Genomic DNA, 14,387 nt, shown 5'->3' on the forward strand with positions numbered 1-14,387 from the left:
GTCAGGCGACATCAATCTTGAATGTACCGCCTCCTTCGCGAGCAAGTCCGCTCCCACAGGTTTCTGGCCGGCATTTAGCTGGACAGATTGACCGTGACAGCACTGCGGCGCTGCAGGTAGATGAAAAACAGCGCCGTCAGTACCGTCAACCCGCTGACCAGTGCGCCGGTCCACGGCAAGTCCGCCAGGTTCGCGCCACTGGCCACAACCAGCCCGCCAATCCATGCCCCGGCTGCGTTGCCGAGATTGAATGCGCTTTGATTCAACGTCGACCCGAGGTTCGGTGCCTCATGAGCCTGATCGATGATCAGCAATTGCAGAATCGGGCACAGCGCGAACGCGAAGATGCCCCACAACACCAGGGTGATCGCCGCCGGGATCACCGAGTGACTGGTCTGACTGAAAGCGGCCAGCACGACTACCACAGCCAGCGCCATGCCCACCAGAGAAGGCAGTAATCGACTGTCTGCCAGCCGGCCGCCAAGCATGCTGCCCGCCGTCAAGCCTACCCCGAACAACAGCAGCATGATGGTCACGCCATGCGGGCTGACACCGGTGATGTCTTGCAGGATCGGCGCGATATAAGTGAACACGCTGAACAGACTGGTGGACGCCAGCACGCTCATGCCCAGCGCCAGCAGCACGTTGACCTTGCCCAGCACTTTGAACTCGCTGGCCAGGTTGGCTTTGTCCATGGGGATTGCCTTGGGCAGCCAGACCCACTGCGCGATTGCCGCAATCACACCAATCACCGACACCGCCCAAAACGTCGAGCGCCAGCCGGCGTACTGCCCGAGCGCGGTGCCCAACGGAACGCCCAGCACGTTGGCCAGCGTCAGGCCGGTGAACATCATGGCAATCGCTTGGGCTCGTTTGTTCGGTGCCACCAAACCGGCAGCGACCACCGAGCCGATGCCGAAGAACGCACCATGGCACAGCGCAGTGATCACCCGCGCGGCCATCAACGTGGCGTAGTTCGGCGCCAGGGCGCAGAGGATATTGCCGAGAATGAACATCAGCGTCATGCCCAACAGCGTGGCTTTGCGCGGCATGTTGGCGGTGCCGATCGCGAGGATCGGCGCGCCGAACACCACGCCCAGGGCGTAACCGGTGATGAGCAGGCCCGCGTGAGGAATGCTCACGGCGAGGTCGCGGGCGACATCGGGCAGCAAGCCCATGATGACGAATTCAGTGGTGCCGATGCCGAAGGCGGCAACGGCCAGTGCAAACAAGGCGAGTGGCATGCGCAAGGTCTCTGTCGGTAGTCTTGACGCTTTGATCAGGCATACGCAGGCCGACGACCGTTCTCGGTGAGAGCGGGCAGAGGCAGGAATTATTGGAATTAGTCTGTGCGCAACTGAGTGCGGCGTGGTCGCTTGCAGTATAAACAGCTGCGGATAGATGGCGAATCAATTCTCTGCCCCATGATGTAGGAGCTGCCGCAGGCTGCGATCTTTCGATCCTTGATGCGGCATCGGCTGCCAGAATCAAAAGATCGCTGCCTTCGGCAGCTCCTACGGGGGAGGGTGGGGGCAAAATAAGGAGTGTGCCGTGCTTGCGACGGTTCTGGTGTTGATGGCGGCGCTGTTGCACGCGGCGTGGAATACCCTGATCAAATTCAGTGCGGAGCGGCTATTGGTGGTGGCCTGCATGGACAGCGTGGCGCTGCTGTTTGTCGCCCTGATGTTGCCCTTCGTGGCGCTGCCGCCATTGGAGATGTGGCCGTGGATTCTCGCATCGGCGGCATTTGAGTTGCTCTATCGCTACCTGTTGATCCAGGCCTATCGGGTCGGCGATCTCGGCCTGGTCTATCCCTTGATGCGTGGCCTGTCGCCGCTGGTGGTGTTGGCGCTGACGCTGATCTTCGCCGGGGAAGTGCTGACGGCTCAGCAGATCTTCGGGATTTTGCTGATTCCGTTTGGCATGTTGTGCCTGCTCTGGCAGGGCGGTGGCGGGGTGCGTCTGCCGTGGTCGATGCTGCCGGTGGTGGCGCTGATCGGGTTGTGCATCGGGTGCTACACCTTCATTGATGGCCAAGCCTTGCGGCGCTGGTCCCACCCATTGGATTACCTGGTGTGGGTCACCTTGCTCAGCGCCTGGCCGTTCCCATTACTGGCGCTGGTGCGCAAGCGACCGGCGTTCATGCTGTTCTGGCGCGAGCAGTGGCGGTTGGGGTTGGCGGTCGGGTTTTGCGTGCTGTTCAGCTACGCTCTGGTGCTGTGGGCGATGCAGCTTGGTTCGATTGCCGAAGCTGCGGCGTTGCGCGAGATCAGTGTGATTTTGGTGGTGCTGTTTGGCATGCGTTACCTGAAAGAACCTTTCGGCAGGCCACGGCTCTTAGCCTGTGGGCTGGTGCTGATCGGCATACTGGTGATGAAGTTTTGACTGGAGCTCGACTCTTGAAACTTGAAGAAGGGATTGCGTTATGACGGTTGCTCTGTGGTGCATTTTGATCGCGATTTTCCTGCCCTATATCTGCACGGGCATTGCCAGGGTCAGTGGCGGGTTCAGGCCGAAAGACAACCATGACCCCCGTGACTTTCTTGAGTCTCTGAATGGTTTTGGCCGACGCGCGTATGCGGCGCATCTGAACGGTCTCGAAGTGATTCCCGCATTCGCGGCGGCGGTGATCGTTGCGCACCTGGCCGGCAATGCCGAACTGGTGACGATCAATGTACTGGCGGTGTTGTTCATCACCAGTCGGCTGCTGTACATCATTTGCTACTTGGCTGATTGGGCGATTTTGCGGTCGCTTGTGTGGTTGGTGGGGATGGGGTTGATCGTCAGTTTTTTTGTGGTTTCTGTTTAAGAGCAAGCTCAAAAGATCGTCCGAACGCGGCCCGAACCTTCGGCGGCTCCTACTTTGATCGGGTGTGAATACGATTTTGTAGGAGCTGGCGAAGCCTGCGATCTTTTGACTTTAAAGCTTGTCGGTCACTTGCGGCACTTGAGGCAGGGCTGCGCCTTTCGGCCAGAGCATCCAGATCTGCCCCTGCTGTTTCATGTCACCGGCCAATTGCCCGGCCGCCTCACCTGTGCCCCAGAACAGGTCCGCTCGGACTTCGCCGGCAATTGCGCCGCCGGTGTCCTGAGCGGCAACCGGGCGTACCAGTGCGGTACCGTCCGGTTTAGTGGTCGATAACCACAACAGACTGCCCAATGGAATCACTTTACGATCCACCGCCGCGCTATAACCTGCGGTCAGCGGTACGTTCAACGAGCCGCGAGGTCCTTCGTTGCTGTCCGGATTGCGGGTGAAGAATACGTAGCTCGGGTTGCTGCCCAGCAGTTCCGGAATGCGCGTCGGATTGGCCTTGGCCCAATTGCTGATGGCGCCCATGGTCACTTCTTCTTTTTTCAGCTCGCCCTGGTCGACCAGCCAGCGGCCGATCGGTCGATACGGGTGACCGTTCTGGTCGGCATACGCAATGCGCAACTGGCGGCCATCATTGAGCTGGATACGACCCGAACCCTGGATTTGCAGGAACTGCAGGTTCATCGGGTCGGTCAGCCAGGCAATCACCGGTGCCTTGACCCCTTTGGTTTCAATGGTTGCCGCATCGTCGTAAGGCTTGAGTACGCGACCTTCGAGTCGTCCGCGCAGGCGTTTGCCTTTGAGTTCCGGATAAATGCTGTCCAGAGAAACGATGATCATGTCCTCGGGCACACCGTACACAGGGATGTTTGCCACTTCGGTCTGGGTCAGGCTGCCGGGGTAGACCGGCTCGTAATAGCCGGTGATCAAGCCGTTGGGATTGTCATTGGCGGCGCGCAGGCCGTAGACGTCGAGGTTCTGCTTGAGGAAGCCACGAATATCGCCGGCGGTTTGCGGCACATTGGCGGCAGCCGCACACGTCGAGCCCCACACCGCGTCGGCTTTGAGTCGGGTGCAGGCGCTGCGCCACGAACCGAAGCCGGCGACGAGGTCGTTGTCGGACACCGCCGGAAGCGCTTCCCAAGTGGCGCTGGAGTAGGTCGCCAGTGCGTGGGTTTTCGGTTTGCTGCTGTCGCCACCGGTGCAACCTGCCAGTACGGCCACCATCGGAAGAGTCCAGGCCAGATTGTGACGCCATGCCTTGAAACGGCTGTTCATGGAGTAATTCCTTTTCCGGTTGCCCGAGTGCTCCATGCGCTCAAACAACCCTTATTGATAATAGGGCTATTGGTCTTTGCCGATGACGCGAGGATACTGGCCGCCGTTTCCAGTGACCTGAAGCCATCATGATTCTTAAAAGACTTTCCGTTGTATTGCTGGCCTGCCTGATCTTGTCCGCCTGCGGTGGTGTCGACCCGAACTCGCCGCTGGGTCAGCGCAAGGCGATCTTCAAGCAGATGCTCAAGACCGGCGAAGACTTGGGCGGCATGTTGCGTGGGCGTATTCCGTTCGATGGCCCGAAATTCGCCGACGGCGCTGTGAAGCTCGACACGTTGTCCCGTGAGCCGTGGAAACATTTCCCGCAGGTGCGCGAAGAAGATCACACCAGCGCCAAGGACGATGTCTGGCAGAAGCAGGCACGCTTCCAGGAAATGGCCCGCACCCTTGAAGGTGCCACCGGTGAATTGGTGATTGCCAGCAAGGTTCAGCCCTACAAGGTCAGTAACCTGGGGCCGGCGGTGCAGAAAGTAGAGGATGCCTGCAGTGCGTGCCATAAAGAGTTTCGGGATCATTGATTTGCGGAGCTCTGGCTGACGTCTTCGCGGGCAAGCTCGCTCCCACAGGGGAATGCGGTCAAATGTGGGAGCGGGCTTGCCCGCGAAAGCTGCCGGGAGCAGGGCATAAATCTTTGGTCTTTACCCTTTCTTACTTATCCAACTCATCCAGCGCTTCCTGCAATTCCTTGCGCGATTGAGCCAGTTTGTCTTTGCGCTTGTTGATCTTTTCGGCGTCGCCTTTCTTCATGGCTTTGTCGAGGTCGGCCTGACGCGTGCTGACTTCGTGCTTGGCGTCGAGCACCTTGTTTTCCCGTTCCTTCTTCAAGGAGGCGTCGGTGCAATGGGCAGTGACTTCGCTCAGGGCGGTTTCCAGGCCAGCCTGCTGATCGGCGTTGCCGCGGGACTTGGCCAGTTCGATCTGGTTGATGATGCCTTGTTTTTTGGCGGCGCAGCCAGTCAGGCCCGGGGCGTCTTCGGCGGCCATTAATGGAGCGGCCATCACGCTGCACAAGGTCAACAAGGCGAGCGGTGAAAGAAGTTTCATAAAAGCTCCAGGTGAAAAATTCGATATAGCGATGGGCTGTTTGAGCGCATCGGCCCCTTTGGGTTCCCGGTTCGGCTGGCGTCTAGAAACCGTCAATCCCGGCAACACGTAATGTCTCACTCAAGGCCAGGACCTGCGGGTCGCGGAAAAATGCGCTCAATTGCGCTGCGCGCCCCGGGCCGATGCCGTCTTCGGCCTGCCATTGTTCGGTGTCTCGTTGCGCCAGTGCCTGCCATGAATCGGCGAGGTGTGCCTGGCCAGTCGGCGGCAACCCCAAGGCTTTGAGCCAGCGAGCGAATGGGCGTTGCCGGGCACTGTTGAAACTGTTCAAAAGACGAGCACTGCTGCGCTCGCCGAAGCCGTCAATCTTAGCAAGCTCTTGCTCATCGAGGGTCATCCAATCGACCAAGCTGCCGAGGCGTTCGGCCTTGAGCAGTTTCTCCCAGGTGCCTGGTCCGACATGAGGCAAGGCCAGCCCCTGTTTGCCGCTGAGCCAGGTCAAGCGTGCTAGGAATTGGCTTTCGCAGCCGGTTGTCGGTTGCCAGCAGCTTAAAGAATGAAAGTCTGCCGCCAGCGGTACATTCAATTTCGCGCGTTCGGTGCTGCGCAATACGACGCTATCGAGCCTGGGGATGGTCAGCCCCGCCAGGCTGATGGCGACCTGATCGCCGGGACGAATGTCCAGAGCCTCCCAGCGTCGCAGGGAGCTGACACTCACGCGCTTGATCTGTCGGTCATCGAGCATCACGGGAGTCAGATCCAGCACTGGTGTGATCCGGCCGGTACGTCCGATCTTGAAGTGGACCTTGCGCACTTCCGCCAGCGCCTGGGCAAAAGGGTATTTCCAGGCGACGCTCCAGTAAGGCGTTTTCGCCTGCCACCGCTCGGCCGGTGGGCGTTGGTCCTGGCGTAATACGACCCCATCGCTGGCAAAGGGCAGGGGCGAGCGATACCAGTAATCGCGCCAGCGTTCGGCATCGGCAAATGCCTCGACTGGCTGACTGTAGGGCGCCGTGCTCGGGAACCCCAATTCATCCAGAGCTGCCACACGGGCCGGCAAGCTTTTCGGACCTTGCGGCCAGTCCCAGACAAACAACCCGATACCGGCGGCTTGCTCGGTGCTCAGCGCCTTGCGGGCCATCAGCCCGGCCACCGTCGCGCGGGCATTGAGACTGCCGGCCTCGGCTTGTACGTGTTCGGTCAGGCGCCAATAAAGTTCGCCTTGCAGCAGCAAGTCCCGCGACTGCGAGAGTTTTTGAGGGATGGCGGCGATCTGGCGTGCCGAGGCAGTCCAGTCCTGGCCGTTTATCCCGTCCCCCCGACTGATCGCCCGGTACAACCAACCGTTGCGATAGATCAACGTTACCGCCACACCGTCGACCTTGGGCTGAATCCACACCTCGCCCCGATCTTTCAGCCAGGCTCCGACGGCGCGCCCATCGCGCAGTTTTTCCAGGCCTGTGTGGGCGATGGGGTGAGCAACCGAGCCGCCGGCCGTACGCAACGGTTCGGCGGAGGGGCCCGAATCAAAACACTCGCGCCATTCGGTCAGCCGCGCACGGGACTGATCATAGAGTTCATCGGCGATCAGCGATTTGCCTTCACGATGGTAGCTGTCGTCCCAGCGATCGATTTGCTGTTGCAGGGTGGAGATTTCTTCTTGTGCGCGGGCTGGAGACCAGTCAGGGCATTCGACGGCATTGGCGGTCAGGCAGGCGAAGGTCAGCAGGAAGCAGAAAAACAGGCGCAGGTTGGGCAGCATCGAGAGCGTCCTTGCTCAGTGGGATGCTTGAAGGCTAGGACGGATTTCCACAATGACGAGGCTGACTGTTTTTCAGTGTGTGTCGCTGGACCCTGTAGGAGCGAGGCTTGCCCGCGAAGAATGCACCGCGTTTTTCAGGTATTACGCGTCATCGTTCTTCGCGGGCAAGCCTCGCTCCTACAAACGGCACGGGCAATAAAAAGCCCCGCAACGGCGAACCGTGCGGGGCTTTGGGTACCGCGAGGAAAGTCTTACAGGCCGGCCGCGACACGCAGGTCGTCGGCGCGGTCGGTTTTTTCCCAAGTGAAAGTGGTGAACGTATCGTCGCCCACGGTCTTGGTGGCTGGAGTGCGACCGAAGTGGCCGTACGCAGCGGTTTCCTGGTACATCGGGTGCAGCAGGTCGAGCATGGTGGTGATCGCGTATGGACGCAGGTCGAACACTTCGCGAACCAGTTTGACGATCTTGTCGTCGCTGATTTTGCCGGTGCCGAAGGTGTTCAACGAAATCGACGTAGGCTGGGCAACACCAATCGCGTAGGAAACCTGAATCTCGCAACGCTCGGCCAGGCCGGCAGCGACGATGTTCTTGGCCACGTAACGACCGGCATAGGCCGCCGAACGGTCAACCTTCGATGGATCCTTGCCGGAGAACGCGCCACCGCCGTGACGGGCCATGCCGCCGTAGCTGTCGACGATGATCTTGCGACCGGTCAGGCCGCAGTCGCCCACCGGGCCACCGATGATGAACTGGCCGGTCGGGTTGATGTGGAACTGGGTGTCCTTGGACAGCAGCTCGGCAGGCAGTACGTGCTTGACGATCAGTTCCATCACGCCTTCGCGCAGGTCTTTGTACGATACGTCAGGGTTGTGCTGGGTCGACAGTACAACGGCGTCGATACCGACAACCTTGCCGCCTTCGTAACGGCAAGTCACTTGCGACTTGGCGTCCGGGCGCAGCCAAGGCAGCAGGCCGGATTTACGGGCTTCAGCCTGACGTTGAACCAACTGGTGCGAGAAGGTGATCGGTGCTGGCATCAGCACGTCGGTTTCGTTGCTGGCGTAGCCGAACATCAGGCCCTGGTCGCCGGCGCCCTGATCTTCAGGCTTGGCACGATCAACGCCCTGGTTGATGTCAGGGGACTGCTTGCCGATGATGTTCATCACGCCGCAAGTCGCGCCGTCGAAACCGACATTGGAGCTGTTGTAGCCGATGTCGAGAATCACGTTACGGACGATGTCTTCCAGATCGACCCAGGCCGACGTGGTGACTTCACCTGCGATGATTGCCACGCCGGTTTTCACCAGAGTTTCGCACGCCACGCGGGCGAACTTGTCTTCAGCAATGATGGCGTCCAGCACCGCATCGGAAATCTGGTCGGCGATTTTGTCCGGATGCCCTTCAGACACGGACTCGGAGGTGAAGAGGGAGTATTCGCTCATCTCGATTTTTTCCTGAATTTACCGATGGTGAGTGTCGCCAGCCGGTCGCTGAAAATGGCGGACCTGAATCTGGAAACCATTACGTAAGCCTACATAGAGGCTTTCCCCGGGAACGAGTCCCGCAGCGGTGGCCCAACGGGCCAGATCGTCCTGTTCAAACCCCAACCACAGATCACCGCAGGCCTCCCTGGCCCAACTCTGGTTGTGGCTACATAACTCTGTCACGAGCAGGCTACCGCCCGGTTGCAGCAAGTCGGCCATGCGCTTGAGTGCTTCGGCCGGCGCGGCGAAATGGTGCAGTACCATGTTCAGTACAACGCAATCAGCCTTGAGGCTTATACCGTTCAATGCATCGGCCAATTGCAGGCTGACGTTAGCCAGCATTTCACGTTCACAGATCTGGCGGGCCAGATCGAGCATCGCCGGGCTGTTGTCCAGTGCCGTGACTTGAGCGAAACGACGCGCCAGCTCCGGCAGAAAACCGCCATCGCCAGGACCCACTTCGATGGCTGTGGCGTCGGGGCCGAAACTCAGCTTGTCGAGCAGCGCCACCACGCTTTCGCGGTATTGCGGCAGGCCGGCGATCAAGTCTTGCTGGGCGCGAAACTTGTCCGCAACCCGGGAGAAAAAGTCCTGGCTGGCCGCCGCTCGTTGCCCGTGGACCTGACCGATCCGCGACTGAACGTCGGTCGGCAGGGTCAGGTTGTCCACTTCTTCCAGCAGCGCGGCATGCAGCTTGCCGCCCAGCAGATCGGTGTGGGGCAGGGCGCGACGGTAGAAAATCGCATTGCCTTCACGACGGGTCGCCACCAGGTCGGCCTGGGCCAAAACCTTGAGGTGATGACTCATGCCGGACTGGCCGATGCCGAAGATCTGCGCCAGTTCCAGTACGCCGAACGAATCGTTGGCCAGCGCACGCAATACATTCAGACGCAGAGGATCGCCGCCGGCCTTGCAAAGGGCCGCCAGCTCATCGCAATCGTCATGTCGAATGGAAGGCGCGCGTAAATTCATAAGGCCAGCAGTCTAGTGACGCTCAGAAATCACCGCAAGAGCAATATCAAAAAGTTTTGATATTGCTCGATAGATGGCACTTCTCAGCGTTAGGTTCAGTCAGCAAACGAACGGCGGAAAGGTTTCACCCGTCGAATACGTCGTTATCCATTGGAAAAACGCCTTCGGATGACTATCTGTCATTGCCCCGAGGCGGGTGGGTGAGGGAAAATGCTCGCCTTTTTTCCGTTTCGTTTTATTCATTCTCGATTCAGTACCCGCAGGAGAACAGCGATGCCCAGCCGTCGTGAGCGTGCCAACGCCATTCGTGCCCTCAGCATGGATGCCGTGCAAAAAGCCAACAGCGGCCATCCCGGTGCCCCTATGGGTATGGCGGATATTGCCGAAGTACTTTGGGGTGACTATCTGAAGCACAATCCGAGCAATCCATCGTTCGCCGACCGTGACCGCTTCGTGCTGTCCAACGGTCACGGTTCGATGCTGATCTACTCCCTGCTGCACCTGACTGGCTACGACCTGTCGATCGATGACCTGAAACAGTTCCGCCAGCTGCACAGCCGCACTCCGGGTCACCCGGAATTCGGTTACACCCCGGGCGTAGAGACCACCACCGGTCCACTGGGCCAAGGCCTGGCCAATGCCGTGGGTTTCGCCCTGGCGGAAAAAGTCCTGGCGGCGCAGTTCAACCGTCCAGGCCATAACGTTGTGGACCACCACACCTACGTGTTCCTGGGTGATGGCTGCATGATGGAAGGTATTTCCCATGAAGTCAGCTCCCTGGCCGGCACGCTGGGCTTGGGCAAACTGATTGCCTTCTACGATGACAACGGCATCTCCATCGACGGCGAAGTCGAAGGCTGGTTCACCGACGACACGCCGAAGCGTTTCGAGTCCTACAACTGGCAAGTGATCCGCAACGTCGACGGTCACGACCCGGAAGAAATCAAGATCGCCATCGAAACAGCGCGCAAGAGCGCGCAGCCGACGCTGATCTGCTGCAAGACCACCATCGGCTTCGGTTCGCCGAACAAGCAAGGCAAGGAAGACTGCCACGGCGCCCCATTGGGTGACGCGGAAATCGCCTTGACTCGTGAAGCACTGAAGTGGAACCACGGCCCGTTTGAAATCCCGGCCAACATTTATGCCGAGTGGGACGCCAAGGAAGCCGGTCGCGCTGCCGAAGCCGAGTGGGATCAGCGTTTCGCTGCTTACTCCGCTGCTTTCCCGGAGTTGGCCAACGAACTGATTCGTCGTCTGAGCGGTGACCTGCCGACGGACTTCGCTGAAAAAGCCTCGGCGTATATCGCTGAAGTCGCGGCCAAGGGCGAAACCATCGCCAGCCGTAAAGCCAGCCAGAATGCCCTGAACGCATTCGGCCCGCTGCTGCCGGAACTGCTCGGCGGTTCGGCTGACCTGGCCGGTTCCAACCTGACCCTGTGGAAAGGTTGCAAAGGCGTCACTGCCGAAGATGCCAGCGGCAACTACATGTATTACGGCGTTCGCGAGTTCGGCATGAGCGCGATCATGAATGGCGTGGCCCTGCACGGTGGCCTGGTGCCTTACGGCGCGACCTTCCTGATGTTCATGGAATACGCCCGCAACGCGGTGCGCATGTCGGCGCTGATGAAGAAACGCATCATCTATGTGTTCACCCACGACTCCATCGGTCTGGGCGAAGACGGCCCGACTCACCAGCCGATCGAGCAACTGGCCAGCCTGCGCTGCACGCCAAACCTCGACACCTGGCGTCCAGCCGATGCCGTTGAATCGGCAGTGGCCTGGAAATGCGCTCTGGAGCGTGATGATGGTCCGTCGGCACTGATCTTCTCCCGTCAGAATCTGCAGCACCAAACCCGTGATGCCGTGCAGATCGAGTGCGTCAATCGTGGCGGCTACGTGCTGAAAGACTGCGCAGGCGAGCCTGAGCTGATTCTGATTGCCACCGGTTCGGAAGTCGGCCTGGCTGTTCAAGCCTTCGACAAACTGACCGAGCAAGGCCGCAAGGTGCGTGTTGTTTCGATGCCGTGCACCAGCGTCTTCGAAGCCCAGGACGCCGGCTACAAGCAAGCGGTTCTGCCATTGCAGGTCAGCGCGCGTATCGCCATCGAAGCCGCCCACGCGGACTACTGGTACAAGTACGTGGGCCTGGAAGGTCGCGTGATCGGCATGACCACCTACGGCGAGTCGGCGCCTGCGCCTGCCTTGTTCGAAGAGTTCGGCTTCACCCTGGAAAACATCCTGGGTCAGGCTGAAGAGCTGCTGGAAGACTAAAACACGACGCGGTGGCCCTGGCTGCCGTGTTCCCCTGTAGGAGCTGTCGAGTGAAACGAGGCTGCGATCTTTTGATCTTGTTTTTTAAGGTCGGGATCAAAAGATCGCAGCCTCGTTTCACTCGACAGCTCCTACAGGGGGATTGTGTTGTTAATGAGACTTCGTCTGCCTGCGTCTATCGAGAACCCCATGCCTCAACCGCGTCTTTACAAAGTTGCACTCAACGGCTACGGCCGGATTGGTCGTTGCGTCTTGCGTGCGTTGTTTGAGCGAGGCTCGACGGCCGGGTTTGAAATTGTCGCGATCAACGATCTGGCCGATATGGCGAGCATCGAATACCTGACACGTTTCGACTCCACTCACGGCCGGTTTCCCGGCGAAGTGAGGGTCGAGGGCGATTGTCTGCATATTAATGGCGACTGCGTGAAGGTCCTGCGCAGTGCCACCCCCGAAGGCATCGATTGGGCGTCGCTGGGCGTCGATCTGGTGCTGGAATGCTCCGGTGCTTACCACACCCGTCAGGATGGCCAGCGTTTCCTCGACGCCGGTGCGCCGCGGGTGCTGTTTTCCCAGCCGATGGCCAGCGAGGCTGATGTCGACGCCACCATTGTCTACGGTGTGAACCAGGATTGCCTGACCGGCGACGAGCTGCTGGTGTCCAACGCCTCCTGCACCACCAACTGCGGCGTGCCGCTGTTGCGGCTGCTGGATCAAGCCATTGGTCTGGAATACGTGTCGATCACCACCATCCATTCGGCAATGAACGATCAGCCTGTAATCGATGCTTATCACCACGAAGACCTGCGCCGCACCCGTTCGGCGTTCCAGTCGGTGATTCCGGTGTCCACTGGTCTGGCGCGAGGCATTGAACGCCTGCTGCCGGAACTTGCCGGGCGAATTCAGGCCAAAGCCGTGCGGGTGCCGACGGTTAACGTGTCCTGCCTCGACATTACGATGCAGACCGTAAGCGATACTGACGCCACCGAGGTCAACCGGATTCTGCGCGAGGCTGCCACCCATGGCCCGCTCAAGGGCCTTCTGGCCTACACCGAGTTGCCTCACGCCAGTTGTGATTTTAATCATGACCCACATTCGGCCATCGTCGATGCCAGTCAGACCCGCGTTTCCGGCCCACGGCTGGTAAACATCCTGGCCTGGTTCGACAACGAATGGGGTTTTGCCAATCGAATGCTGGACGTTGCAGAGCACTATCTGCAAACAGCTATTTCCACAAAACCTGCTCTCTAAAACAGCTATCCAGGAATTGCGACCCATGACCGTGTTGAAGATGACCGACCTCGATCTGCAAGGTAAGCGCGTACTGATCCGCGAAGACCTCAACGTCCCAGTCAAGGACGGTGTTGTCACCAGCGATGCGCGAATCCTGGCTTCGCTGCCGACCATCAAGCTGGCCCTGGAAAAAGGCGCGGCCGTGATGGTCTGCTCGCACCTTGGCCGTCCGACCGAAGGCGAGTTTTCGGCCGAGAACAGCCTCAAACCAGTCGCTGACTACCTGAGCAAGGCTCTGGACCGCGAAGTGCCGCTGGTGTCCGATTACCTGGGCGGCGTCGACGTGAAAGCCGGCGACATCGTGCTGTTCGAAAACGTGCGCTTCAACAAGGGCGAGAAAAAGAACGCTGACGAACTGGCCAAGCAATACGCCGCCCTGTGCGACGTGTTCGTGATGGACGCCTTCGGCACCGCTCACCGCGCCGAAGGTTCGACCCACGGCGTGGCCAAGTTCGCCAAAGTCGCCGCTGCTGGCCCGTTGCTGGCCGCCGAACTGGACGCACTGGGCAAAGCCCTGGGCGCCCCGGCCCAGCCAATGGCCGCTATCGTTGCCGGTTCCAAGGTGTCGACCAAACTTGACGTGCTCAACAGCCTGAGCCAGATCTGCAACCAGCTGATCGTGGGTGGCGGCATCGCCAACACCTTCCTGGCCGCCGCCGGTCACCCGGTCGGCAAATCCCTGTACGAGCCAGACCTGCTGGACACCGCCCGTGAAATCGCCGCCAAAGTCAGCGTGCCATTGCCGGTGGACGTGGTGGTTGCCAAGGAATTCGCTGAAAGCGCGACCGCGACTGTCAAACTGATCGCCGACGTGGCCGCCGACGACATGATCCTGGACATCGGCCCACAGACTGCGGCGAATTTCGCCGAGCTGTTGAAGTCGTCCAAAACCATCCTGTGGAACGGCCCGGTAGGCGTATTCGAATTCGACCAGTTCGGCAACGGCACCAAAGTGCTGGCCCAGGCCATCGCCGAAAGCTCGGCGTTCTCCATCGCTGGCGGCGGTGACACCTTGGCGGCCATCGATAAATATGGCGTTGCCGAGCAGATCTCCTACATTTCTACCGGCGGCGGCGCGTTTCTCGAATTCGTCGAAGGCAAAGTCCTGCCGGCCGTTGAAGTCCTGGAAAGCCGGGCCAAGGCCTGAGGCCGTGCATTTGACCAGGCAAAGGAGTGTTCACATGGTCAGGACCTTAGTGCTGTTGATCGCCGCGGGTATGCTGGCGGCTTGCGGGAGTAACCCGAAAGCCACGCCGGAACCCGCGCCTCAAACACATGGAAAGGGCTGCTACCAGGCCGACTGGCAAGCGGAAACCAACCCGGTGATCAATAAGCGATCCGGGCCCGATGGCCTGGACAAATACGAGACCCAGGCCCCGGCCAAGGAACATGGTTGCCCTTGAGGGGTCTG

General features: G+C 59.9%; 13 protein-coding genes. 7 read left to right on the forward strand and 6 right to left on the reverse strand.

What is annotated here, in order from left to right; translation table 11 throughout:
- Window positions 1-74: 74 nt before the first annotated feature.
- Complete coding sequence (locus NHU87_RS06025) at window positions 75-1,244, reverse strand: MFS transporter (protein ID WP_253546524.1); 1,170 nt, start codon at window positions 1,242-1,244, stop codon at window positions 75-77.
- A 307-nt stretch (window positions 1,245-1,551) separates the two neighbouring features.
- Between NHU87_RS06025 and NHU87_RS06030 the strand changes: the two genes are divergently transcribed.
- Together NHU87_RS06030 and NHU87_RS06035 are read left to right on the forward strand one after the other, a co-directional pair.
- A complete protein-coding gene (locus NHU87_RS06030; RefSeq protein WP_253546526.1) occupies window positions 1,552-2,385 on the forward strand; it encodes an EamA family transporter in 834 nt (277 codons plus the stop codon).
- A gap of 40 nt (window positions 2,386-2,425) precedes the next feature.
- Complete coding sequence (locus NHU87_RS06035; RefSeq protein ID WP_253546528.1) at window positions 2,426-2,809, forward strand: MAPEG family protein; 384 nt, start codon at window positions 2,426-2,428, stop codon at window positions 2,807-2,809.
- 111 nt (window positions 2,810-2,920) lie between these two features.
- Here the strand turns inward: NHU87_RS06035 and mltA are convergent, their stop codons facing one another.
- Window positions 2,921-4,093 carry a murein transglycosylase A gene (mltA, locus tag NHU87_RS06040; protein ID WP_253546530.1) on the reverse strand — a complete coding sequence of 391 codons (1,173 nt, stop codon included), beginning with the start codon at window positions 4,091-4,093 and terminating at the stop codon, window positions 2,921-2,923.
- A 128-nt stretch (window positions 4,094-4,221) separates the two neighbouring features.
- Here mltA and NHU87_RS06045 point away from each other — a divergent pair, with 128 nt between their 5' ends.
- Complete coding sequence (locus tag NHU87_RS06045) at window positions 4,222-4,671, forward strand: c-type cytochrome (RefSeq protein ID WP_253546532.1); 450 nt, start codon at window positions 4,222-4,224, stop codon at window positions 4,669-4,671.
- Window positions 4,672-4,801: 130 nt separating this feature from the next.
- On the opposite strand, the gene NHU87_RS06050 is transcribed toward NHU87_RS06045, so the two are convergent.
- From NHU87_RS06050 to NHU87_RS06065, 4 genes are all read right to left on the reverse strand, one after another.
- Complete coding sequence (locus NHU87_RS06050; RefSeq protein ID WP_253546534.1) at window positions 4,802-5,197, reverse strand: DUF1090 domain-containing protein; 396 nt, start codon at window positions 5,195-5,197, stop codon at window positions 4,802-4,804.
- Window positions 5,198-5,279: 82 nt separating this feature from the next.
- Window positions 5,280-6,959: an NAD-dependent DNA ligase LigB gene (gene ligB / locus NHU87_RS06055; protein ID WP_253546536.1), complete on the reverse strand. Its 1,680-nt coding sequence runs from the start codon at window positions 6,957-6,959 to the stop codon at window positions 5,280-5,282.
- A gap of 251 nt (window positions 6,960-7,210) precedes the next feature.
- Window positions 7,211-8,401, reverse strand: coding sequence for a methionine adenosyltransferase (metK, locus tag NHU87_RS06060; RefSeq protein ID WP_008010319.1), 1,191 nt, complete (start codon window positions 8,399-8,401; stop codon window positions 7,211-7,213).
- A gap of 18 nt (window positions 8,402-8,419) precedes the next feature.
- The gene (locus tag NHU87_RS06065) at window positions 8,420-9,415 is read right to left on the reverse strand and encodes an ArsR/SmtB family transcription factor (RefSeq protein WP_253546537.1); all 996 of its coding nucleotides are present in this window, start codon (window positions 9,413-9,415) and stop codon (window positions 8,420-8,422) included.
- A 273-nt stretch (window positions 9,416-9,688) separates the two neighbouring features.
- On the opposite strand from NHU87_RS06065, the gene tkt reads away from it, so the two are divergent.
- The 4 genes from tkt to NHU87_RS06085 all read left to right on the forward strand — a co-directional run bounded on the left by tkt (window position 9,689) and on the right by NHU87_RS06085 (window position 14,379).
- Window positions 9,689-11,686 carry a transketolase gene (gene tkt / locus NHU87_RS06070; RefSeq protein ID WP_253546539.1) on the forward strand — a complete coding sequence of 666 codons (1,998 nt, stop codon included), beginning with the start codon at window positions 9,689-9,691 and terminating at the stop codon, window positions 11,684-11,686.
- Window positions 11,687-11,875: 189 nt separating this feature from the next.
- On the forward strand, window positions 11,876-12,934 hold the full coding sequence (epd, locus tag NHU87_RS06075) for an erythrose-4-phosphate dehydrogenase (protein WP_253546541.1): 1,059 nt from the start codon (window positions 11,876-11,878) through the stop codon (window positions 12,932-12,934).
- A 25-nt stretch (window positions 12,935-12,959) separates the two neighbouring features.
- A complete protein-coding gene (locus NHU87_RS06080; RefSeq protein WP_253546543.1) occupies window positions 12,960-14,123 on the forward strand; it encodes a phosphoglycerate kinase in 1,164 nt (387 codons plus the stop codon).
- A gap of 34 nt (window positions 14,124-14,157) precedes the next feature.
- Complete coding sequence (locus NHU87_RS06085; protein ID WP_253546545.1) at window positions 14,158-14,379, forward strand: hypothetical protein; 222 nt, start codon at window positions 14,158-14,160, stop codon at window positions 14,377-14,379.
- Window positions 14,380-14,387 lie beyond the last annotated feature (8 nt).

Source organism: Pseudomonas mandelii, from assembly GCF_024138395.1.
In the GTDB taxonomy this organism is placed as follows: domain Bacteria; phylum Pseudomonadota; class Gammaproteobacteria; order Pseudomonadales; family Pseudomonadaceae; genus Aquipseudomonas; species Aquipseudomonas mandelii_E.

Excerpts from the sequence above, each read along its gene's own strand:
- mltA (WP_253546530.1), bottom strand. The coding sequence starts at position 4,093 with ATGAACAGCCGTTTCAAGGCATGGCGTCACAATCTGGCCTGGACTCTT.
- NHU87_RS06085 (WP_253546545.1), top strand. The coding sequence starts at position 14,158 with ATGGTCAGGACCTTAGTGCTGTTGATCGCCGCGGGTATGCTGGCGGCT.
- tkt (WP_253546539.1), top strand. The coding sequence starts at position 9,689 with ATGCCCAGCCGTCGTGAGCGTGCCAACGCCATTCGTGCCCTCAGCATG.
- NHU87_RS06035 (WP_253546528.1), top strand. The coding sequence starts at position 2,426 with ATGACGGTTGCTCTGTGGTGCATTTTGATCGCGATTTTCCTGCCCTAT.
- metK (WP_008010319.1), bottom strand. The coding sequence starts at position 8,401 with ATGAGCGAATACTCCCTCTTCACCTCCGAGTCCGTGTCTGAAGGGCAT.
- NHU87_RS06080 (WP_253546543.1), top strand. The coding sequence starts at position 12,960 with ATGACCGTGTTGAAGATGACCGACCTCGATCTGCAAGGTAAGCGCGTA.
- NHU87_RS06050 (WP_253546534.1), bottom strand. The coding sequence starts at position 5,197 with ATGAAACTTCTTTCACCGCTCGCCTTGTTGACCTTGTGCAGCGTGATG.
- NHU87_RS06025 (WP_253546524.1), bottom strand. The coding sequence starts at position 1,244 with ATGCCACTCGCCTTGTTTGCACTGGCCGTTGCCGCCTTCGGCATCGGC.
- NHU87_RS06045 (WP_253546532.1), top strand. The coding sequence starts at position 4,222 with ATGATTCTTAAAAGACTTTCCGTTGTATTGCTGGCCTGCCTGATCTTG.
- epd (WP_253546541.1), top strand. The coding sequence starts at position 11,876 with ATGCCTCAACCGCGTCTTTACAAAGTTGCACTCAACGGCTACGGCCGG.
- NHU87_RS06065 (WP_253546537.1), bottom strand. The coding sequence starts at position 9,415 with ATGAATTTACGCGCGCCTTCCATTCGACATGACGATTGCGATGAGCTG.
- ligB (WP_253546536.1), bottom strand. The coding sequence starts at position 6,959 with ATGCTGCCCAACCTGCGCCTGTTTTTCTGCTTCCTGCTGACCTTCGCC.